The sequence below is a fragment of the Sphingomonas sp. SUN039 genome (assembly GCF_024758725.1).
Taxonomy (GTDB): Bacteria; Pseudomonadota; Alphaproteobacteria; order Sphingomonadales; family Sphingomonadaceae; genus Sphingomonas_O.
On the sequence record NZ_CP096972.1, the window covers coordinates 1941652 to 1962028 of the forward strand.

The following is a 20377-nucleotide window of genomic DNA, read 5'->3' on the forward strand; positions in this document are numbered from 1 at the left end:
TCCCATGATCGATCTGGGCGGCATCGACGGCGCATTGCATCATGGGCTGGCAGCGCTCGCCGAAGACATGCGCGCGCACGGCCACTATCCGGACGACCCGGCGCGCCACGTCTTTGCCTTGCTGGGCGACCGCTGGACGACATTGATCCTGTTCGCGCTGGCGATCGGCACCTTTCGCCATGCCGAACTGCGCCGCGCGATCGCGCGGCTGTCGTCGGAGGGGCGCATCTCCCAACGCGTGCTGACCGCCAAGCTCCGCGTCCTCGAGCGCGACGGATTCGTGTCGCGTCATGCGACAGCCGATGTGCCGCCGAAAGTCAGCTACGCCCTCACTGCATCGGGTCACGATCTTGTCGGTCAGGCACGTCGGTTGCTCGACTGGGTGCATAGCCGGCGCGGCGACATCGACCATGCCCGCACAACCTTCGACGATGCTCAGGCGCGCGACTGACCCGCATAGGTCTTGAACTGCTCGCCGATGTCTTCATGTCCGCCGGACGGCTCGGCGACCTTCGCATCCGCGACCGCATCGACGGCATCGCCGACGCGCGCCGCCTCGACCAGCCGCTCGGTTATCCAGCGCAACCCCGGGTCGTTGCTGTTGGCGAGATGCCACTGGACCGCCTGACGGATCGGGGGGATGTCGAGCGGCGCCTCGCGCACGACGAGCGGCATGTGCCGCACGAGCCGCGTCGCGAGGCGGCGGTGCATCGTCGCAATCCGGTTCGACCCGACGACAAGACCCGGCATCGACAGAAACGTCGGCGCGATCGCCTCGACACGGCGCGGCTGCTTCTGGCGGCGCATGAACCAGTCCTCGAATGCCGAAACGCGGGCACGCCCGAAGCGCGCGGTGACATGCCCAAGGGCGAAATAGGCCTCTCGCGTCATCGGCCTGGCCATGGCCGGATTCTCCGCCCAGCCGACAATGACGTAATCGTCCTCGAACAGGATCCGGCTCGGATGCCCCGTCGAGATCGCATAGTCGATGGTGATCAGCAGATCGATCAGGCCGCGTTCGAGCGTCTCGATTGGGCTGTCGTTCATCGGTTGAATTTCGAAACGCATGTTCGGGGCGATTGCCTCGATCCCGGTCAGCGCCGAAGCGAGCAGCACTTCGGTCGTATAATCGGACGCCATGATCCGGATCAGCCGGTCCGAACTCGCCGGATCGAAGGGCTGGGTCGTTGCGATCGTCGTGCGGATTTGTTCGAGGACGGCGCGCACCGGCTCGACAAGTTCCTCGGCGCGCGCGGTCAGGACCATCTTTCGCCCGCGCACGACGAGCAGATCGTCGCCGAAATAGTCGCGCAACCGCCCCAGTGCCGACGACATCGCCGATTGCGACAGGCAGCAACGGTCGGCGGCGAGGCTGACGCTCCCTTCGGCAAGCAGCGCGTCGAGCGCGACAAGCAGGTTCAGGTCGAGCCGTTGAAACCGCACGTCGCTCTCCTCAGCGGCGCGCAATCGTCTCAAGCGCGCTCGCCACGAGCTTAGCGACGTCGCCGTCATGTGCAAAGCCGCACGCGTCGGCGGCGGGCGTTCGCAGCTCCGGGTGCGCGCCGAACGCGGCCTCTAGTCCAGGGTCGGGGCTGTAAGAGACCAGATCTGTCGAAACGCCGCACTGGCCCGCGATCTCGGCGGCGAGCGCTGCCATCGTGACGCGCAACGCAGGGAGCGTGACCACCCGTGTCCTCGGCATTACGCCCGCGTCCATCGTCAGCGCATGGCGCAGATTGGCGACGCAACGTCCGACCGATTCAGCCCAGATCGTGGCGTGCGGCGACACCGGACAGACGAACGACTGCCCTTCTCGCAGGGCGTGGAAAAGGTCGCTCATGAACGCCGATTTCATGCCGCTCGGCCCCTTCGGTCGCGCAAGGATGCCGGGAAGGCGGACGCTGACGCCCTCGATTTCGCCGCGATGGTGCATCGTCGCGACCGCGATCTCCATCATCGCCTTGTGACCGCCATAGACCAGTTTCGGGGCGAGCGGTGTCGCGTCGTCGACCCCGGCAGCGGGGAGCGGATCGCCGAACACCGCGATCGAGCTGGCGTAAACGACGCGCGGCCATGAACCCGCCACTTTTGCGGCGTCGAGCAGATCGTACATCGCGTCGATGTTGATCCGTCGCGAAGCGGCAGGGTCCGCCTCCGCCGCGCCACCGGGTACGGTTGCGAGGTGGACGAGCGCGGCGCACCCGTCCCGAAAGACCTCGGTCCGTAGTTCCGGCGAGGCGATATCGCCCGCCACGGCGCGCACGCCCGGCGGAATGCCGCCGCCCGCGACATCGACCCCCACGACCGCGCGCCCCTCGGCAACAAGGCTTTCGAGCAGCACTCTTCCGACGAAACCGCCGGCACCTGTAACGATGATCGGACTCACCATGCCGTCGCCCCTGCATCGACCCTGATATCTGCACCGGTCACATAGCCCGCCTCGTCCGACGCCAGCCAGGTCGCGCACCAGGCGATGTCTTGCGGCGCGCCGAGGCGTTTGACCATGTTTTTCGCCAGCACCCGGTCGGCGAACCCGGGCACCGCATCCATGTGCCGCTGCGTTGCCGCCGTGACGATGAAACCCGGCGAGATTGTATTCGCGCGGATGCCGTGCGGCGCGCCCTCCATCGCCAGCTGGCGCGTCATCGCCAGCACCCCGCCCTTCCCCGCGCAATGCGCGAGCGCCGCCGACCCCTCGAGGGCGTGGTAGGCGTTTGCCGAGGCGAAGTTGATCACCGACGCGCGCCCGCTTGCCTTGAGATACGGCCACGCCGCGCGGGTCGGCAGGAAAACGATGTCGAGTTCGCCGGTCAGCGTGCGCTGCCAGTCGGCGTAGCTCAACGTTTCGATCCACTCGAACACCGCAAAGGCAGCGGCGTTGACGAGGATGTCGATGCGACCGTGCCCGTCGCAGATCTGCGCGAAGAAGGCGTCGGTCGCGGCCTCGTCGGTCAGGTCGCAATCGCCGCGGTCGATGCCGATGACGGTCGCGCCCTCCTGCGCGAAAACATCGGCACAGCCCGCGCCGATACCGTTCGCCGCGCCGGTGACGACCGCGATCTTGCCCGACAGCCGTCCGCTCATGTCGCAAGCGGTGCCGGGGTGCGGAGCGGCGCGACGAGCGCAATCGCGGCGGCAGCAAGGCACATCCAGCCGAGCACGCCGAGCGACGGCAGGATACCGCCGGTGAAGCCCATGATGAAGGGCATCGCCAGATTGTTGCACACGAACTGCCCGAGCGCGAAGACGGCATTCCAGATGCCCGTGCCCCGCCCGCGAACCTCGAACGGCAGCTGCGCGACCGCCCAGGTCAGCAATGTCGGCAGCAGCATTCCCGCGCCGATCTGGTCGAGCCCGGCGGCAAGCGTGAACATCCACGGATCCCTGAGCACCGACATCAGGAGGAAGCCGGTGCCGAGCAGCGCGAATTCGACGAGGAACATCGCCTTCAGGCTCAGGCGCGGCGAGAGATAGAAAAAGCAAAGCGTTCCGACCGGCACGAACAGGCTGGCGACAGCCGTCATCATGCCGCCCCGCGCCGCGTCGTAGCCGCCGCCGGGGAGCACGACGCCCAGGTCCTTGAAGGCGTCGGGCAGCTTGATCTGGACGGTGTAGAACATCACCGAGCCGAACAGGGTGATGACGCAGATCAGGCCCATCGGTCCCCATGGAATATCGCTCCACCGCCCCTGCCGGTCGCGGTTCGCAAGGTGCTCCGACTCTTCGGGCTCCCAGGCGAAACGCAGCACCAGGACGAGAAAGACGACGGGGACAAGGTAGAGCAGGAAGACGTTCTGCCAGCGCGCCGCGCCGACAAGTCCCGCAACGAGGATCGCGGCGATGGCGAAGGTCGAGGCGGTTCCGGTCTGGGCCGCGAGCCAGCGGTTGCGCGCCTGCCCCTTGAAAAAATCGGCAATCAGCGTCGTCGACAGCGTCATCAGCATCGCCTCGACCACACCGACCGCGATGCGGCTCCACAGGATATGGCCGAGGTCGGTAAGGAAATAGGGCATGACTCCGACGACGACATAGATCGCCATCGAGACGACCAGCAGCCGGTAGCGTCCGACCTTGTCGCCGAGCCAGCCCGCCGGAATCGAGAACAGCGCGACGCACAGCGACGGGACGGTGATGATCCAGCCGATGTAACGCCCCAGTTCGTCGGGCGTGTAGAGGCCGGTCGGTCCGTAGGTCTCGGCGATCTTCGGTGCGATCGGCGCGACGAACAGCGCCGCCATCACCGACAGGGTGATCGGAAACAGCAGCGCAAGTCCGGTCATGAAGGTCGGTTGTCGCGTCGCCCGCCCGCTCGCCATCTTTCACCCTCCCCGCCGGTCGCCTGCCGACGCGGGCACCTGTTGCGCCGGCGCGGTGTCGACATCAATCGCACAGCATCGATAGCTGCTATTGGCGCAGCCGTGGCGTCAATGCGAAACGCGGCGGCGGTGAAACGCGCCGTCTTTCATCACCACCGGCATCCGCGCCTTGTCCTGAAGGATCGCGACATCTGTCGTCGGATCGCCGTCGATCAGCAGCAGGTCGGCGAGCCAGCCCTGTTTCACGAGCCCGACATCGAGCCCCATGAGTTCGCCGCCCTCCTTCGTCGCCGCGCGCAGGGCTTCCTTCGGCGAAAAGCCGAACAGCCTGACGAAATGATCGAGGTCGCGCGCGTTGCGGCCGACGGGGTTATAGGGGAAACCATAGTCGCCGCCGGGAAGCACGCGGATGCCGCGCCGCTTCATCTCGGGGATCACCTGCTGCCCGAGTTCGATCCCGCGCAGCGCGCCGAGCCGTTCGGCCTCCGCCTTGTCGATCCCGAAGTCCTGCGCCTCGTGCGCGCGCGCCCAAAGCAGGCCGACGGCGGGCGCAGTGAAGGTCGTGTCCTTCTTCGCCTCGAACAGGTCGAGCGCCTCTTCATCGGCATAGGTGCAGTGGTAGATCGCGCGGAATCCGGCGCGCAGCGCGCGCTTGACGGCTTCGGCCCCCTGCGCGTGGCAGGCGAGCCAGATACCCGCTTCGCGCGCCGCCTCGCCGACCGCCTGCGCTTCCGCTTCGGAATACATCAACGTCTGCGAACCGCCCTGCTGGAACGCGTCGTCGGACGACATCAGGAACTTGATCGTGTCGCACCCTTGCGCCTTTTTCGCGGCGACATAATCGCGCAAATGCGGGATATCGCGCTGGTGCGTCGGATCGTGGCCGGCGGGCACACCGATGACTCCTTCGGCGCCCTTTTCGAGGGCCGAGGCGCGCAGGCGCGGACCCGGCATCGCGCCCGCATCGATCATGTCGCGCAACGCCGGTTCGATCGCCTCGCCCAATGACCCCGCCGAATAGGCGCTGGTGAAGCCATGGTCGATCGTGATGCGCGCATTCTGCGCCGTGACCAGCACGTGCTGCTCGATCGGCAGCGGCCGCATTGTATTGATCACGCGTTCGACGTTGGTCGGCCAGGTCAGATGCGCGTGCGCCTCGACCATGCCGGGCATCAGCGTGCCGCCCTTGCCATCGATCAGGTCGACATCCGTCCGTTCGAGGCGTTCATCGCCGCGCGCGACCGCGGCGATACGATTGCCCTCGACCAGCACCTCGCCCGGGAAGCGGTCGTTGCCGCTGCCGTCGAAGATCATCACGTCGTGAAAGAGGGTGCGGGTCATGCGCCGGTGTCTCCGTGCAGCCCTGCGGCGGCGATCCCCGCAAGCGCCGCGATCTCGTCATTGTCCGACGTGTCCCCGCTGACACCGACCGCGCCGAGCAGGATGCCTTCTGCATCGCGGATCAGGACGCCGCCGGGCACCGGCACGATACCCTTTGGAAATACCTGCCCGATTGCCGCGAAAAAACCGGGCATCGCCTGCGCCCGCCGCGCAATCTCGCGTCCGCCGAACCCCATGCCGAGGCAACCCGCCGCCTTTGCCGTCGCAATCTCGGGCCGCGAGATCGACGCGCCGTCGTCGCGCTTGAGGGCGAGGGCATGACCGCCGGGATCGAGGACGACTGCGCACAGCGGCGCAAAGCCCCGCGCCCGCGCCTCGCCCAGCGTCGCGTCGACGATGGTCGATGCCAGCTCCAGTGTCAGGCTCAAAATGCTCTCCCTCGTCAAAAGCGTTCGAGATCGCGGGCAACCGCGGCGTCGCCCGCAAACGTGCGCTTGATCGTCACCACATATCGCGCAAGGTCTCGCGGGCCGATACGTCCGACGGCGAGATGCGTCGCGACCACCTTGCGAACGCGCATCGCCTGCGCCATCGCCCCGATCTGGTCAGGCGTCAGATGATGCTGTGACAGGTGTCGGCGCATGTCGGCGAATTGTTCTGGCCGCATGTCGGGACGCGTTGCCCGCATCTGTGCGGTTACACTGTCGAGGTCGATCAATTCGGCGACCAGCAGGTCCGCACCCGCGCCCAGCGCCTCCACGGCGGCGCTCGGCCCGGTGTCGCCGGTGTAAACGATCGACCGGCCAGGCAGGTCGAAACGATAGGAATAGGATTTGGAAGCGGCATCCTCGGCGCTGCCGGGCGCGAAGCTGTAATGGCTGTTCTGCGCGACACGCACACGGGCATCGCCGACCTGAAGCGTCTCGCCCGCGGCGAGCTCGTGCACGTCGACCGTATCGGCGGGAAGCAAGGTCACCGGATCGCCAAAGCCATAGCCCGCGTCGGCAAACGGCTTCAGCGACGCGACGATCCCCGCTACGATCGCACGGGTTCCCGGAGGTCCGTAGATTTGCAGCTTGCCCCGGACCTGCAGCTGATACCGCAGTCCGATGATTGCCGCCAAACCGCCTGTGTGGTCGAGGTGGACGTGACTGAGGAACACGGCATCGAGCCGGTGAAGCGGAACGCCCGCTTTCGCAAGTTGCTGGGCAGCACCGTCACCCGCGTCGACCAGCCAGTTCCGGTCGCGCCACTGCAGGAGGTTGGCAGGCTGCGCGCGCGCCGGGTTAGATACCGGTCCCCCGCTCGTACCGAGCGTGACCCAAGTCGCCGACGTAGCCTGTGGAACCGGCCTGCCTGCGCCGGTTAGCGCCAGTGCCAGCAGCATTGCACCGCCCAACCGTATCGGCACCCGCCTTGTTGCTACTCTCATGAATTATCTCATGGGACCGATACCGCCATAAACAAAATCGTTTGTTACTATCGAAATCCAGCAGTCTTTGTTATGGACCTGCAATGCGTTTCAAGGGTCTGGACCTCAACCTGCTCGTCGCGCTCGACGTGCTGCTCGAGACGCGCAACGTCTCGCGCGCCGCCGAGCGCCTGTATCTCAGCCAGCCCGCCGTCAGTGCCGCCCTTGCGCGCCTACGCCAGTTTTTCAACGACCCGATTCTCATCGCCGACGGAAAGCGCATGATCCCGAGCGCGCACGCGTTGCGCCTGCAGCCGATGCTCAAGACCTTGCTCGCGGGTGCCGACACGATGATCGCGTCGTCGCCCACATTCGAGCCGGCCGATTCCCGGCGGCTCTTCCGTATCGGGGCGTCGGACTTCATCACCACGGTCGCCTTTGCGCCGCTGCTGCGCCGCCTCGCGACCGAGGCTCCCGGCGTCCAGCTCGACATCACGCCGCCGTCGGACACGCTCGCGCAGATGCTCCACGCCGGCGAGCTCGACGCGATTGTCGTGCCCGCCGAACATCTGTCGATGGAGCATCCGTCCGAGCACCTGTTTTCGGAACGTCATGTCGTCGTCGGCTGGCGCGACAATCCGGTTTTCGCGCGCGAGCTGACGATCGAGGACTTCGCCGATGCGGGACATGTCGCGGTCGAAATCGGCCGGCTGTTCCGCGCCTCCTTTGCCGAACATCAGCTGCGTCAGGCAGGCGTCATGCGACGCATCGAGGTGACCGTCGCGTCGTTTACGGTCGTTCCCGACCTGCTGGTCGGCACGTCTCGGCTTGCGGTGATGCACGAGCGCCTTGCCCGCCATGCCAGCGCCGCGCATCCGCTCGCTTTTGCGCCGCTTCCCTTCGACTTTCCGATGATGGAGGAACGCATCCAGTTCCACCGCACGCGCACCGACGATCCGGGTATTCGCTGGTTGATCGGGGCGCTCCGCGACGCCGTGGGCGATACAGCGAACGGATAGCTTCGTATCCATATAATCGTTTTTACGAATAGCTGTGCCTGCCTTATCCAGCATGGCGTGAAGCAACAGAATATCCTCATCATCGGCGGCGGCATCGGCGGCCTGACAGCGGCGATTGCGCTAGGGCGCGACGGCCACCGCGTGACCATCCTCGAAAAAGATCCGAACTGGGCCGTGTATGGCGTCGGCATCATCCAGCAGGCCAATGTCGTGCGCGCGATGCACCAGCTCGGCATCATCGACGACTATCTGGCGGCCGGGTTCGGGTTCGACGAAGTCGAGGTCTACATCCCGAGCGGCAAGCGTGTCGCCAAAATCCCTTCGCCGAAACTCGTCGACGGGCTCCCCGCCCAGATCGGTATCCGCCGGACCGCGCTGCACAAGGTACTCGGCGACCGCGCGAAGGCGGCGGGCGCCGACATCCGGCTCGGCGTGACGGCGGAATCGCTCGACGACGATGGCGCCGGTGTCGATGTCCGCTTTTCGGATGGCCAGCAGGCGCGCTTCGACTTGGTCATCGGTGCCGACGGCCTGTATTCGCGGACGCGCGAGCAGATATTTCCCGACGCGCCGCGTCCCGAATTCACCGGACAGTCGGTCTGGCGCTACAATTTCGCACGCACCGAAGACGTCGGCTGTCTGCAAGCCTATGAAGGCGCGACCGGAACAGGCCTTGTGCCGCTGTCCGACGACCTGATGTACATGTTCGTGACCACGCCCGAGCCCGGCAATCCCTTCTATCCGAAGGACGGCCTTGCGGCGGCGATGCGGAGCAAGCTGACCGGTGTCGCACCGCGCATCGCCGAGCTGGGCGCTTCGATCGTCGATGACAACGAAGTCGTCTATCGCCCGCTCGAATGGGTGCTGGTCGAGGGGCCATGGCATAGCGGCCGTGTCGTCCTGCTCGGCGACGCGGTCCATGCGACGACACCGCATCTCGGACAGGGCGCGGGCATGGCGATCGAGGACGCCCTCGTCATTGCCGAGGAAATCGCGACGCATGACGATGCCGAAACCGCCTTCGCCGCTTTTAGCGCACGCCGCTATGACCGGTGCCGCTATATCGTGACCGAAAGTCTGGCGATGTGTCACGGCCAGCTCGGGCAAGGCCCGATGATCGACCAGGCCAAAGCGACGCGCGAAATGTTCGGCGTTGTCGCGCAACCCATCTGAGGATCAGTATCATGACCCGCGTCAGCGAAATCCGTTATGTCGGCTACAGCGTGACCGACCTTGAGGCCGAACGCGCCTTTTACACCGACACCTGGGGCCTCGAACCGGTACCGTCGAACGACGACCAGCTGTGGTTCAAGACCAAGGGGCACGACGAACACCACGTCGCCAGGTTGCGCCAGGGCGATGTCAACCGTGTCGACCTGATCATGCTCGCTGCCGACAGCCGCGCCGATGTCGATGCGCTCCACGCCCGCGTCGTCGCCGACGGGTGCAAGGTCAGCCGCGAGCCCCACGAACTGAAGTCGCCGGGCGGCGGCTATGGCTTCCGCTTCTTCTCGCACGACGGGCTGCAGTTCGGCATTTCGGCCGACGTCGCGCCGGGGCCGAAGACCGATGTCGCGCGCTGGGACGGGGTGCCGGTCAAGATCAGCCACATCGTCCTCCACTCGCCCGACCACAAGGCGCTGACCCAGTGGTTCGTCGATGTTCTCGGCTTCAAACTCAGCGACTGGCTCGGCGATTTCATGAGCTTCGTGCGCTGCAATGCGGCGCATCACCGCATCGCGATCCTGCCCGGACCGCCGTGCCTCAACCATGTCGCCTATGACATGGAAGGGGTCGACGGCATGATGCGCGGCATCCACAATCTGAAGCTCGCCAAATTCGATGTGGTCTGGGGCCCCGGGCGTCACACAGCGGGGAACAACACCTTCAGCTATTTCGTGACGCCGAACGGCTTTGCGGTCGAATACACCGCCGAGCTCGAAGACGTCGACGACGCGATCTGGGAGGCGAAGGTCCACACGCCGGCGCCGATGGTTATGGACCAATGGGGCATCGGCGTCGGCGGCCCGCAAACGATGCCGAAAGCAGTACCCAACCCGCGCCTGTTCGAGGTCGCCTAAGGGGTGGCGATCCCGCGCCTCGCGATCGATCCGTTCGACGAGGCGTTCCTGGCCGATCCTTATGCGCATCACGATGCGCTGCGCGATGCCGGACCGGTGGTCTACCTCGAACCCATTCGCTGTTTTGCGATGGCACGGCATTGCGAGGTCGTTGCTGCGCTCAAGGATTGGCCGACCTATGTATCGGCACGCGGTGTCGGTCTTTCGGATTTTGCCACCGAAGCGCCGTGGCGACCCCCTTCGCTGCTGCTCGAAGCCGATCCACCGCTCCACGACCGTACGCGCGGGCTGATGAACAAGGTCGCGTCTCTGGCCTCGTTGCGGGACATGATGCCCGGCTGGCGCGCCAAGGCCGAAGCACTGGTCGAACGGCTCGTGGCGCGGCGACATGTCGATGCGGTAGCGGATCTCGCCGAAGCCTTTCCGCTGTCGGTCTTTCCCGATTTGATCGGCTTGCGCGAAGAGGGCCGCGAGCATTTGATTCCCTATGGCGCAACCGCGTTCAACGCCTTTGGGCCACGCAACCGGCTTTACGACGACGCAATGGCGCGTGCAGCCGAAGCGACCGCCTGGGTCATGGACAGCTGCCGACGCGAACATTTGCGTCCCGGCGGCTGGGGTGCGCTCGTCTATGCCGCTGCCGACCGGGGAGAGTGCACCGAGGCGGAAGCCGAACGGCTGGTGCGCTCGTTCCTCACCGCCGGGGTCGATACGACCGTCAACGGCATCGGCAATATGCTGTACGCCTTTGCGCAACATCCCGAGCAATGGCGAAAGCTCCGGGAGGATCCTTTGCTCGCCCGAAAGGCGTTCGAGGAGTCATTGCGCTGGGGCGGAACGGTGCAAACCTTTTTCCGGACCACAAGCAGCGATATCGGCGTCGAACGCGAGACGATCCCTGAAGGGTCGAAGGTTCTGCTCTTCCTTGCCGCGGCAAACCGCGATCCGCGCCAGTGGCAGCGTGCCGACCGGTTCGACATCGCGCGTTCGGCAAGCGGGCACGTCGGTTTCGGCTTTGGCATTCACCAGTGCCTCGGCCAGATGGTTGCGCGGATGGAAGCCGAAGCGTTACTTGCAGCGCTTGTACCGCGCGTCGCCGAAATCCGCCTTGCCGGTGCGCCGGTCAGACGGCTCAACAACACCCTGCACGCGCTTGCATCGCTGCCAGTCGAGCTGGTGCCGGCAAACGGGGAATGCAAGACATGACCCAGACCGCACCGACACTCTATTTCGCGCCGCATTCCTGTGCGCGGGTGCCGCTGATCGCGCTCGAGGAAATCGGGCAGCCCTATGAGCTGCGGCTCGTCGCCTTCATGGCGGGCGAGCATCGCGCTCCGGAATTTCTGGCGGTCAATCCGTCGGGGAAAGTCCCGGCTCTCATCGTCGAAGGGCGGGCGCTCGCGCAAAACACGGCGATCCTCCACTATCTCGCGCGTGCTTATCCCGATGCGAAGCTGCTGCCGCCTGCCGCCGATGCGCTCGACGAGGCGCGGCTGATCGCCGAGCTGGCGCGCTTTTCGGGCGACCTGCACCCGTTGGTGACACGCATCCGTATGCCGCAGATGTTCACCGCGCTGCCCGAAGGAATCGCGGACGTCCGCGCGAAGGGGTGCGAAACGATAGCGTTCCACATGACCGGAATCGAGGCGCGGCTCGCAGCGCACGACTGGTATCTCGACAGCGGGTGGTCGGCACTCGACATCTATCTGTTCTGGGTGTGGTTCCGGATCACCGGCGCAGGGTTCGACGCCGCGCCTTACCCCCATATCTCCCGCCACCACACGGCAATGCTGGCGCGACCGTCGGTCCGGCGCGCGCTGGACCGCGAAGCCGGACTGATCGCCGACCTTGACGCGCGCGGCCTCTCCGTGCCGATGCGTTAGCAGATGGCAGGGACGGTCACCGCTTATCCTTCGAGCGCCATCGCCTGGCGGTCGACGATCGTCATTTTCATCGTCACCGCCATCGCCATGGCCGACCGCATGGCAATTGCGATGCTGATCGGGCCGATCAAGCGCGACTTCGGTATCGGCGATTTTCAGGCGAGCCTGCTCGTCGGTGCGGCGTTCACGAGCTTTTACGTGCTGTTCCTCGTGCCCATCGGCTGGGCCGCAGACCGCTATTCGCGCCCGCGCGTGCTCGGCGTGTGCCTTTTGCTCTGGTCGCTGGCGACGATTACGTGCGGTTTCGCGACCGGATTTGCGATGCTGTTCGTGCTGAGGATGCTCGTCGGTGGCGGCGAGGCCGGGATGGCCCCGTGCTCGCACGCAATCATCGCCGACAGCTTTCCGCCGCACGCCCTCACCAAGCCGATGGCGATGCAGGGGATCGGCTTTCAGGTCGGCTCGGCAATCGGGGTTGCTGCCGCGGGGGCGATCCTCGCGGCGGGGAGTGCCGGGGCGTTTGCAGCATGGCCACTGGTCGGCGCGTTCGCGCCGTGGCGGATCGCGCTGATCCTGATCGGCCTGCCGGGGATCGCCGGACTGGCGCTGATCCCGCTGCTCCACGACCCGCGAAAGTTGCACGCGCCGCCTACCGGGTCACGGGAGCGGCTCTGGCCGTTCATGCGCGATCATGCGGTCCTGCTGGCCCTCGTGCTGCTCTTGGCAGGATCGTCGGCAATGGCGCTCGGCTGCGTCACGGCCTGGGTTCCCGAATATGTCCAGCGCGTGCACGGCGTGCCGCCGTTCCGGACCGGCGCGATGCTTGGCACGCTGCTGCTCGTCGCCGCCTTTGCCGGACAGGGACTCTATGCGATAATCAGCGACTGGCGTTCGGCGCGCGGCGCGACCGATGCCGTTCTCGGTGTCGGGCTGCTGCCCGTTGCGCTGGCCGTGCCCGCAGCCTGGTTCGCGTTCGGCGTGACCGGTGCAGACCGCTTCTTCGTTGCGCTGGCGGTGCTGCTGCTGTGCATTGCGCCGTGCAACGCCATCGTCAACACGACGGTACAGCTCATCGCGCCGCCCGCGCTCCGCTCGCGGCTGTCGGCGGTTGCGATCCTGACGATCAGCATCATCGGCTTCACGCTCGGGCCTGCGCTGGTCGGGGCGCTCAGCCAGTATGTATTCGGCGAAGCGCATCTCGGCACCGCGTTGCAACTCATTGTCACCGGCGCGATGGCGTTGTCGTTCGTGCTGATCGTCTTGCTCAGGCCGCGCCTCGTGCGGCATGTTTCGACTGAAGGACCACGCCCATGACCCGCCGCTTCGTCGACCTGTCGATCCTGCTCGAAAACGACGTCGTCACCGACCCGCCGTTCATGCGCCCGAAGATAACTTATCAGGCGCATGGCGACACGATCGGCGAACTCGGGCATTTCTTCCCCGGCGTCACCCAAGAGCAGACCCCCGACGGCGCGGGGTTCGCGGCGGCGGAATGGGTGACGTTGACCACGCACAACGGGACGCACCTCGATGCGCCCTGGCACTTCCATCCGACCATGAATGGCGGCGAGCGGGCGATCACGATCGACGAGGTGCCGCTCGACTGGTGCTTCCGCCCGGGGGTCAAGCTCGATTTCCGGCATCTGCCCGACGGCCATGTCGTGACCGCGGAAGAGGTCGAGGCCGAACTGTCGCGCATCGGCCACGACCTGCGACCGCTCGACATCGTCCTCGTCAATACCGCGGCAGGCAAAGCGGTCGGCGACCCCGATTTCGTCAATCGCGGCTGCGGCATGGGTTATGAAGCGACGATGTATCTCACGTCGCGTGGCATCCGCGTGACCGGCACCGACGCATGGAGCTGGGACGCGCCGTTCGCGCACACCGCGAAAAAGGTGGCGGAGACCGGCGACACGTCGCTGATCTGGGAAGGGCACAAGGCAGGCCGCGATATCGGCTATTGCCACCTCGAAAAGCTGCACAATCTGGAGGCGCTGCCGGGGAACGGCTTCACCGTCAGCTGCTTCCCGCACAAGATCAAGGGCGCATCCGCCGGATGGACACGCGCGGTCGCGATCTTCGATGACTGACCCCTTCCGGCTCGACGGAAAGGTCGCGCTGGTTACGGGAGGGACGCGCGGCATCGGGCGCGCGATTGCGGCGGCTTTTCTGGTCGCGGGCGCAACGGTCGTCATCGCGAGCGAGGACGGGGACGACACCCGCGTCGCCGCGCACGACCTCGGCTGCACCGGCATCGCCTGCGATGTGACCGATGAGGCCGCACTCGACGCGCTCGTCGCCGGCACGCTCGCGGCACACGGGGCGCTCGATATCGTCGTGGCCAATGCGGGTATCACCGGGATACCGGGCAGCTGGTCGGGCGAGGATTTCGACCGGGTTATGGCGATCAACCTGCGCAGTCAGGTGCGCCTGCTCGACAAGGCCCTGCCCCACATGGCGGTACGCGAGGGTGCGAGCGCCGTGCTGGTCGCGAGCATTGCAGGGCTGCGGGGGAATGCCGCGATCAACGCCTATGCGCTGGCCAAGGCGGGCGTTGCGCAGCTCGCCCGCAACCTTGCAGTACAATGGGGGCCGAAGGGTGTGCGGGTCAACGCGATGTCGCCCGGCTTTATCGCGACGCCGCTCTCGGCCCCGCTGCTCGCCGATGCAGCCTTCATGGCGCGCAGGATGCAGATGACGCCGCTGCGTCGCGCCGGGACGCCCGAAGACATCGCCAACGCCGCGCTGTTCCTCGCCTCCCCCGCCGCCGCCTTCGTCACCGGCCACACGCTCGTCGTCGATGGCGGCACGACGATTACCGACGGGAGTTGATGATGACGACTTATCTCAAGGATGTCTGGTACATGGCGGCGTGGTGCGAGGAACTGGGAGACGGGCTGCTCGGTCGTCGCCTTTTCGACCGCGCCATCGTTTTGTTCAGGACCGCCGACGGCGTCGCCGCGCTCGCCGATCGCTGCCCGCACCGCTTTGCACCCTTGAGCCTCGGCACCAAGGCGGACGAGGGCGTCATATGCCCCTATCACGGCCTGACCTTCGACGCTGCGGGGCAATGTGTCCGCAATCCGTTTTCGGGGAAGATCCCGCCCGCGGCCCGCGTCGACAGCTGGGCATGCATCGAGCGGGACGGCATCGTCTGGTTGTGGGGTGGTTCACGCGAGACTGCCGACGCATCGCTCATCCCCGATTTCTCGGTCGTTGCCGACGGCCCAAACGTACGCGTGGTACGCGGCTACACGCTGCTTGAGGCACCCTATGAATTCGGCACCGACAATCTCATGGACCTGTCGCACATCGAGTTCGTCCACAAGGGCAGCTTTGCCGGAAATGGCGTGATCTTCGCCGGTCGTCACGCGGTCAGGGACGAAGGGACGACCCTACACTCTGACTGGTGGATGCCGGGGGTGAAGGCTCCGCCGCACACATTCGGTATCTACCCGCCGGAGATGGATTGCGACCACTGGCTCGACATGCGCTGGAACGCGCCCGCCTCGATGCACCTCGAAATCGGCGCTTGCCCGGCAGGAGCATTGCGCGACGGCGGCGTAATCGCACATCAGGCGCACATCCTGACGCCCGCGAGTGCGACAACGACGCATTATTTCTGGGCGACGACACGCGGCCATGACCTCGAATCGGTCGAGACCGATGCCTTCCTCCGCCAGCTCTTCGCGCAGGCCTTCGACGAGGAGGACAAGCCGATCATCAAGGCGGCGTACGAAAATCTGGAGGGTGAGGACTTCTGGGCTGCCAAGCCGCTTTCGCTCGGGATCGACGCAGGCGGGACTCGTGCAAGGCGCAAGGTCGAAGCGATGCTGCGCGCGGAAGCCGCCTAGCGAGCGTTGCTCGGCGAGATCACCGGGCTTTCGACGCCGCCGCCTTCGTCACCGGCCATACGCTCGTCGTCGATGGCGGGACGGCAATTACCGACGGGAGTTGATACTCAGTTCTACCCCGCTGCCGATGTCGAGCAGCACACTCGATAGTTGGGGCGCCGCTGCCACTGCAGCGCGATAGGCATCGGCGTGGGCGCGATCGTGCTCGGGGCGCAGCATGTTGTCGGCGAGGATGGCGCCGCCCGGGGCGAGCTTCGGTAGCACGGCGTCGAAACAGGCGACGTAAAGCTCTTTCCAGATATCGATCAGCACGAGGTCGAAGCTGCCGCTGTCCGCTGCCGTCATCGCGACCGCATCGCCGCAGCGGAATTCGACAAACCCGTCGAGGCCGGCGCTGGCTAGTTCCGCCCTGGCAAAGTCCTGCTTGTAACCGGCAACATCCATGCTGACGACCTGCCCGCCGACGGCGCGCGCCGCGTCGGCAAGGAACAGCGTCGAATAGCCATAGCTCGTGCCGAGTTCGAGGATGCGGGGCGGCTGTCTGCCGATGACGAGGGCGTGGATCAGCCAGCCGACCTCGGGCCCGACCGGCAACAGGAACTCGTCGCGCACCGCCATGCCGCGTTCGCGCCCGAGCATCGCCATCTTCGCGATATCGGCCGTGCGGCGCGCCTCATATCTGTCGAGCGCCATCTGCACTACGGGATCGTCGAACACGACGCCCATAGTGTCAGACCGCGTGTGCGCGCGCGATCCGGCCGAGCACGGCAGCGCTCGGTTTCGGCGTCCGCTTGAACGTCACCGGATCGACGCTGTGCAGGCCGAATTTGAATTTATAGCCAAACACCCATTCGAAATTGTCGAGCAGCGACCAGTGGAGATAACCCTTCACCGGCACACCGTCGCCGATCGCCTTATGCAGTTCGGCTAGGGCGTCGCCGATCAGTCTGGCGCGGACGCTGTCGTCGGTCGCGCTGACGCCATGCTCCGTGACGTACACGGGCACGCGCGCGACGTCCCAGGCGTGACGGACAGCACCCGCGAGCGACGGCGCATAGACTTCGCCGCCCATCATGTTGCGGACGGCGTTCGCGGGGGGCGGGAGCTTGCCCGTCGCGCTCCACACGTTGCGCTCGTAATTCTGGACGCCGACGAACTCGTCGCCGCGCGCGGCGCGCAGCCAGTCGCCGTAATATTTCTCGCGCATCGCCGGCGCGAGCGTGTCCGGCCCGCCCTGTTCGTCGAGCATGGCGAGGCTGACGCCGACGGGCAGGTCGCCGCGCACCGCCTTGATCGCCGCGCGCCCCGCCTTGTGTGCAGCAAGCAGATGCGCCTTCACCTGCGCCGCGTCGGGCACCCATAAAGCGTTACCTGCGAGGAACAGCGGCACGCCGAGCGATTTCGCTGCCGCCTCCGCCATCGCCTTGTCGGCATCGAGCAGCCCGGCAGGCAGGATGTCGCCAAGCACGCCCGCAAGGTTCGGCTCGTTCAGCGTCGTTGCGTGGCCGATACCGTCGGCCAGGTGCCGCGCAGCACGGTCGCAGAAGCGTGCGAACAGTTCCGGTCCCTGTGCATTCATCCATCCGCCGCGCGCCGCAAACCAGCGCGGGGTGGTGAAATGGTTGAACGTCACGAACGGCTCGAGGCCCCGCGCACGGCACCCCGCAATCATGCCCTTGTAATGGTCGAGCATCGCGATCGAGAAACGTCCCGGCTCCGGCTCGATCCGCGCCCATTCGAGGCTGAAGCGATAGGCGCCGAGTCCCATGCGCTGGACCAGGTCCATGTCGGTGCGCCACAGCGCGAAACTGTTGCACGCGTCGCCCGAGGGTTCGGCGAAAACGCTGGGCCTGGTATTCTCGAGCCACCAGCAATCGCTGTTGACGTTGTTCCCCTCCACCTGGTGCGCCGCAGTCGCGGCCCCCCAGAGGAAGCCCTTTGGAAAGCGGCGCGCGCCGCGAGTGGTGGCCAAGGCCGGGGCTGCGGCGAGCGCCGCCCCGGCGGCGAGGACGGTGCGGCGGTCGATCTCCATGGTCCTAGAAGTCGAACCCGGCCCGCACGCCAACGACCCGCGCGGTCAGGCCCGCCACCGGCCAAGCGCGGATGCCGCCATCGGCTTGCCCGGCAAAGGTGCTGGCAAGAAAAGCAGTCGGCTCGCGCGACTTGGTCAGGTTGCGGACGAAAATCGATGCCGACCATCCCGCCTCGCCGCGCCCGCGTATGCCGATGCCGAGGTTGATCAACTCGTGTGCCGGGAAACGGTAACGCGGGTCGGCGCGCGAGGCGAGCAGCACTTCGCTCTTGTAAACGAGGTTGGCGTTCAGGAAGCCCTCGACCGTGTCGCCGAACGGCACCGCATAATCGGTCGACAACGTGAACTTGTGCTTCGGCGCATTCAGGAACTGGGTACCGCCCAGATTGCCGCCGTCGTCGCCGACATAGCCGGTCGGGAAAGTGATATCGTTATACTGATAACCCCCGTTGACCGACAGGCCCGGCAGAATGCGGCCCTGGATGGTTAGCTCGAAGCCCTTCGACGTGACGCTCGGCACGTTCAGCGGCTGCGACACCAGCGCAGTGCCGACAAAGACGCTCGTCTGGCTCTGAAAGTTCTTGAGCTTGGTGTAAAAAACGTTGGCGGCGAGCTGGAAGCGGCTGATCCCGAACTTCGCGCCGAGTTCGAACGTATCGGCCGATTCGGGCAGCAGCTGGAACAGCGCCCCCGCCGGGTTGGAGCCGACGGCCGGCGGCTTGTAGCCACGCGAATAGGACGCATAGATATTGGTCCCGGCATTCGGACGATAGCTGACGCCAATGCGGCCTGACAGATTGCTGTCGGTCGTCGTGAAGGCCGTTGTCGGGACAAGCGTGTTTACGCCGGTGAGCGTCAGGTTTTTGTAGTCCGAATAGCGCAGGCCACCAAAGATGTTGAACTGATCGCCAAGCTTCAGCGTGGCATCGGTAAATACCGCGATTGTCCGATTGGTCGTCTGCTCGATAGTGAAGCTCGTCGGCACCGGGCAGAAGAAGCCCGCTGCCGTGCAAACGCTGAATCCCGTGCGGTTGCCCTGAAGGTTGTTGCCGAACGCATAGGGTCCGGCGCCGAGCGGCTTTCGGTTGAAGCGGAAGTCGTTGTAGTAAACGCCCCCGACAACATCCAGGCTGCTCCCCGTGTAGGCCAAGCGCAGTTCCTGATTGAAGCCGCGGCTGTCCTCCTGCGCTTTCTCCTGCCGCGCGGCCGGCGCGCCGGTCAGGCGGGAGAAATCGCGCGTATACTGGGTGAAGCCGCGCTCGCGATAACCGGTAACCGATGTGAGCGTCAGATTATCGTTAAGTTCCCAATCGATGATGCCCGAAATGCCGCCGGTGTTCAGCGTCATGAAAGTCGGGATGTCTTCGCAATATTCCTCGGCCCGCTGCGTTATCACGACGTTGCAGCCCGTCGGGCTGGTGTAGGCACCTGTCGAGATACCACCGATGGTTCCGCCGGGAGGGCCGAAGGGCGTCGTGCCATTGGGCGCAATCGCGATAGCGAAGAAGGTCTGGCCGTCCTGCACTTCCTTGGCATATTCGCCGATCAGGTTGACGGTCACCCGCTCGCTGGGCCTGAGCAGTACGCGCGCACGGACGCCGTAATCCTCGATGACATTCTCGCGACCGGTTGTTTTGCTGCGCTGGAGACCGGTTTCGCGTTTGTACTGTGCCGCTACGCGGATCGCTGCGTCATCGCCGAGCGGCAGGTTGATCGCGCTGCGCAGGACAAGTTCACCCACTTCGGAGCCGCCGGTGCCCTTGTTGGCGTAATCGACCGCGACCGATGACTTGATCCGGTCGGTGGTCGGCGCGACGGTCGTCATGTTGATGACGCCCGCCGATGCGCCCTGGCCGAACAGCGTGCCTTGCGGCCCGCGCAGAACCTCGACCTGCGCCAGGTCGAAGATTTGCGGGAAGTTGAGGTTGCCGACCGGCACCTGGTCGACGACGAGCGCCACTGATGGGGCAACGCTGGGGTTGAACACGCCGGTGCCGAGACCGCGCAGGCGTCCGCCGCCGTTGGTTTCGCCGCCGGAAGTCTGGCTGATCTCGAGCGCGGGCGTGATCCGCTGCAGGTCGGTGACGTTGTAGATCTGGTCGCGCGCGAGCTGGGCGGCGGTGGCGACGCTGACGGGCAGCGGCACGTCGATCAGGTTTTCCTCGCGTTTGCGCGCGGTGACGGTGATGACGTCCTCGGTCGCGCCGTCCGCCGATGCGGCTTGAGGTGTCTGTGCGAACGCGGGCTGTGCCACCGCGAACAGGCCAGTCCCCGCGAGCAGCAACGCCTTCTGTGCCTTGGTCATCCCGATCTCCCCTTTTATGCCGACGCTTGGCGTCGATTGTTGTGATCGGGTTAGCTACGGCAGCAGGATGGATCGAACCTAAAGGATCGATAGCTGCTATCTACCCGATCATATCCAGGAGACTTTGGCCGCGCT

At 65.8% G+C, this 20377-nt stretch carries 20 protein-coding genes; 10 read left to right on the top strand and 10 right to left on the bottom strand.

Translation table 11 applies throughout. From position 1 onward, the window contains the following. Positions 1 to 4 precede the first annotated feature (4 nt). A complete protein-coding gene (locus tag M0209_RS09530) occupies positions 5 to 451 on the top strand; it encodes a helix-turn-helix domain-containing protein (protein ID WP_258888040.1) in 447 nt (148 codons plus the stop codon). Here M0209_RS09530 and M0209_RS09535 read toward each other — a convergent pair. The 7 genes from M0209_RS09535 to M0209_RS09565 all read right to left on the bottom strand — a co-directional run bounded on the left by M0209_RS09535 (position 436) and on the right by M0209_RS09565 (position 7089). Next, complete coding sequence (locus M0209_RS09535) at positions 436 to 1443, bottom strand: LysR family transcriptional regulator (protein ID WP_258888041.1); 1008 nt, start codon at positions 1441 to 1443, stop codon at positions 436 to 438. The genes M0209_RS09530 and M0209_RS09535 overlap by 16 nt on opposite strands. A gap of 10 nt (positions 1444 to 1453) precedes the next feature. Next, on the bottom strand, positions 1454 to 2389 hold the full coding sequence (locus M0209_RS09540) for an NAD-dependent epimerase/dehydratase family protein (protein ID WP_258888042.1): 936 nt from the start codon (positions 2387 to 2389) through the stop codon (positions 1454 to 1456). After that, positions 2383 to 3084, bottom strand: a complete 702-nt coding sequence (locus M0209_RS09545) for an SDR family NAD(P)-dependent oxidoreductase (RefSeq protein ID WP_258888043.1) — start codon at positions 3082 to 3084, stop codon at positions 2383 to 2385. Before M0209_RS09545 ends, M0209_RS09540 begins: the two co-directional genes overlap by 7 nt. Then, a complete protein-coding gene (locus M0209_RS09550; RefSeq protein WP_258888044.1) occupies positions 3081 to 4280 on the bottom strand; it encodes an MFS transporter in 1200 nt (399 codons plus the stop codon). Before M0209_RS09550 ends, M0209_RS09545 begins: the two co-directional genes overlap by 4 nt. Before the next feature lie 144 nt (positions 4281 to 4424). Then, entirely contained in the window at positions 4425 to 5657 is a 1233-nt protein-coding gene (locus tag M0209_RS09555; protein WP_258888045.1) for an amidohydrolase family protein, read from the bottom strand. Continuing rightward, complete coding sequence (locus tag M0209_RS09560; protein WP_309547058.1) at positions 5654 to 6085, bottom strand: heme-binding protein; 432 nt, start codon at positions 6083 to 6085, stop codon at positions 5654 to 5656. The genes M0209_RS09555 and M0209_RS09560 overlap by 4 nt, the downstream gene beginning before the upstream one ends. A 14-nt stretch (positions 6086 to 6099) precedes the next feature. Beyond that, positions 6100 to 7089: an MBL fold metallo-hydrolase gene (locus M0209_RS09565; protein ID WP_258888046.1), complete on the bottom strand. Its 990-nt coding sequence runs from the start codon at positions 7087 to 7089 to the stop codon at positions 6100 to 6102. An 83-nt stretch (positions 7090 to 7172) separates the two neighbouring features. On the opposite strand from M0209_RS09565, the gene M0209_RS09570 reads away from it, so the two are divergent. The 9 genes from M0209_RS09570 to M0209_RS09610 are packed head-to-tail and all read left to right on the top strand — an operon-like array spanning position 7173 to position 15905. Continuing rightward, complete coding sequence (locus tag M0209_RS09570) at positions 7173 to 8087, top strand: LysR family transcriptional regulator (RefSeq protein WP_258888047.1); 915 nt, start codon at positions 7173 to 7175, stop codon at positions 8085 to 8087. Between the two features lie 57 nt (positions 8088 to 8144). Next, the gene (locus tag M0209_RS09575; RefSeq protein WP_258888048.1) at positions 8145 to 9260 is read left to right on the top strand and encodes an FAD-dependent oxidoreductase; all 1116 of its coding nucleotides are present in this window, start codon (positions 8145 to 8147) and stop codon (positions 9258 to 9260) included. An 11-nt stretch (positions 9261 to 9271) separates the two neighbouring features. Then, complete coding sequence (locus tag M0209_RS09580; protein WP_258888049.1) at positions 9272 to 10168, top strand: VOC family protein; 897 nt, start codon at positions 9272 to 9274, stop codon at positions 10166 to 10168. A gap of 3 nt (positions 10169 to 10171) precedes the next feature. Further along, on the top strand, positions 10172 to 11374 hold the full coding sequence (locus M0209_RS09585; RefSeq protein ID WP_258888050.1) for a cytochrome P450: 1203 nt from the start codon (positions 10172 to 10174) through the stop codon (positions 11372 to 11374). Beyond that, positions 11371 to 12051 carry a glutathione S-transferase family protein gene (locus M0209_RS09590; RefSeq protein ID WP_258888051.1) on the top strand — a complete coding sequence of 227 codons (681 nt, stop codon included), beginning with the start codon at positions 11371 to 11373 and terminating at the stop codon, positions 12049 to 12051. Before M0209_RS09585 ends, M0209_RS09590 begins: the two co-directional genes overlap by 4 nt. A gap of 3 nt (positions 12052 to 12054) precedes the next feature. Next, positions 12055 to 13365 (top strand): MFS transporter, encoded by a 1311-nt coding sequence (locus M0209_RS09595; RefSeq protein ID WP_258888052.1) that lies wholly within the window; start codon positions 12055 to 12057, stop codon positions 13363 to 13365. Continuing rightward, complete coding sequence (locus M0209_RS09600; protein WP_258888053.1) at positions 13362 to 14141, top strand: cyclase family protein; 780 nt, start codon at positions 13362 to 13364, stop codon at positions 14139 to 14141. Before M0209_RS09595 ends, M0209_RS09600 begins: the two co-directional genes overlap by 4 nt. After that, positions 14134 to 14883 carry an SDR family NAD(P)-dependent oxidoreductase gene (locus M0209_RS09605; RefSeq protein WP_258888054.1) on the top strand — a complete coding sequence of 250 codons (750 nt, stop codon included), beginning with the start codon at positions 14134 to 14136 and terminating at the stop codon, positions 14881 to 14883. The genes M0209_RS09600 and M0209_RS09605 overlap by 8 nt, the downstream gene beginning before the upstream one ends. Positions 14884 to 14885: 2 nt before the next feature. After that, positions 14886 to 15905 carry an aromatic ring-hydroxylating dioxygenase subunit alpha gene (locus M0209_RS09610; RefSeq protein WP_258888055.1) on the top strand — a complete coding sequence of 340 codons (1020 nt, stop codon included), beginning with the start codon at positions 14886 to 14888 and terminating at the stop codon, positions 15903 to 15905. An 87-nt stretch (positions 15906 to 15992) separates the two neighbouring features. Here the strand turns inward: M0209_RS09610 and M0209_RS09615 are convergent, their stop codons facing one another. Genes M0209_RS09615 through M0209_RS09625 form a run of 3 tightly spaced genes read right to left on the bottom strand, consistent with a single transcriptional unit; the run spans position 15993 to position 20242 of the window. After that, the gene (locus M0209_RS09615) at positions 15993 to 16622 is read right to left on the bottom strand and encodes an O-methyltransferase (protein WP_258888056.1); all 630 of its coding nucleotides are present in this window, start codon (positions 16620 to 16622) and stop codon (positions 15993 to 15995) included. 13 nt (positions 16623 to 16635) lie between these two features. Continuing rightward, positions 16636 to 17937 carry a family 1 glycosylhydrolase gene (locus M0209_RS09620; protein WP_258888057.1) on the bottom strand — a complete coding sequence of 434 codons (1302 nt, stop codon included), beginning with the start codon at positions 17935 to 17937 and terminating at the stop codon, positions 16636 to 16638. A gap of 4 nt (positions 17938 to 17941) precedes the next feature. After that, entirely contained in the window at positions 17942 to 20242 is a 2301-nt protein-coding gene (locus M0209_RS09625) for a TonB-dependent receptor (RefSeq protein ID WP_258888058.1), read from the bottom strand. Positions 20243 to 20377 lie beyond the last annotated feature (135 nt).

Coding starts and splice junctions, on each gene's coding strand:
- M0209_RS09530 (WP_258888040.1), top strand. CDS start 5: ATGATCGATCTGGGCGGCATCGACGGCGCATTGCATCATGGGCTGGCA.
- M0209_RS09540 (WP_258888042.1), bottom strand. CDS start 2,389: ATGGTGAGTCCGATCATCGTTACAGGTGCCGGCGGTTTCGTCGGAAGA.
- M0209_RS09545 (WP_258888043.1), bottom strand. CDS start 3,084: ATGAGCGGACGGCTGTCGGGCAAGATCGCGGTCGTCACCGGCGCGGCG.
- M0209_RS09550 (WP_258888044.1), bottom strand. CDS start 4,280: ATGACCGGACTTGCGCTGCTGTTTCCGATCACCCTGTCGGTGATGGCG.
- M0209_RS09555 (WP_258888045.1), bottom strand. CDS start 5,657: ATGACCCGCACCCTCTTTCACGACGTGATGATCTTCGACGGCAGCGGC.
- M0209_RS09565 (WP_258888046.1), bottom strand. CDS start 7,089: ATGAGAGTAGCAACAAGGCGGGTGCCGATACGGTTGGGCGGTGCAATG.
- M0209_RS09570 (WP_258888047.1), top strand. CDS start 7,173: ATGCGTTTCAAGGGTCTGGACCTCAACCTGCTCGTCGCGCTCGACGTG.
- M0209_RS09580 (WP_258888049.1), top strand. CDS start 9,272: ATGACCCGCGTCAGCGAAATCCGTTATGTCGGCTACAGCGTGACCGAC.
- M0209_RS09590 (WP_258888051.1), top strand. CDS start 11,371: ATGACCCAGACCGCACCGACACTCTATTTCGCGCCGCATTCCTGTGCG.
- M0209_RS09595 (WP_258888052.1), top strand. CDS start 12,055: ATGGCAGGGACGGTCACCGCTTATCCTTCGAGCGCCATCGCCTGGCGG.
- M0209_RS09600 (WP_258888053.1), top strand. CDS start 13,362: ATGACCCGCCGCTTCGTCGACCTGTCGATCCTGCTCGAAAACGACGTC.
- M0209_RS09605 (WP_258888054.1), top strand. CDS start 14,134: ATGACTGACCCCTTCCGGCTCGACGGAAAGGTCGCGCTGGTTACGGGA.
- M0209_RS09610 (WP_258888055.1), top strand. CDS start 14,886: ATGACGACTTATCTCAAGGATGTCTGGTACATGGCGGCGTGGTGCGAG.
- M0209_RS09620 (WP_258888057.1), bottom strand. CDS start 17,937: ATGGAGATCGACCGCCGCACCGTCCTCGCCGCCGGGGCGGCGCTCGCC.
- M0209_RS09625 (WP_258888058.1), bottom strand. CDS start 20,242: ATGACCAAGGCACAGAAGGCGTTGCTGCTCGCGGGGACTGGCCTGTTC.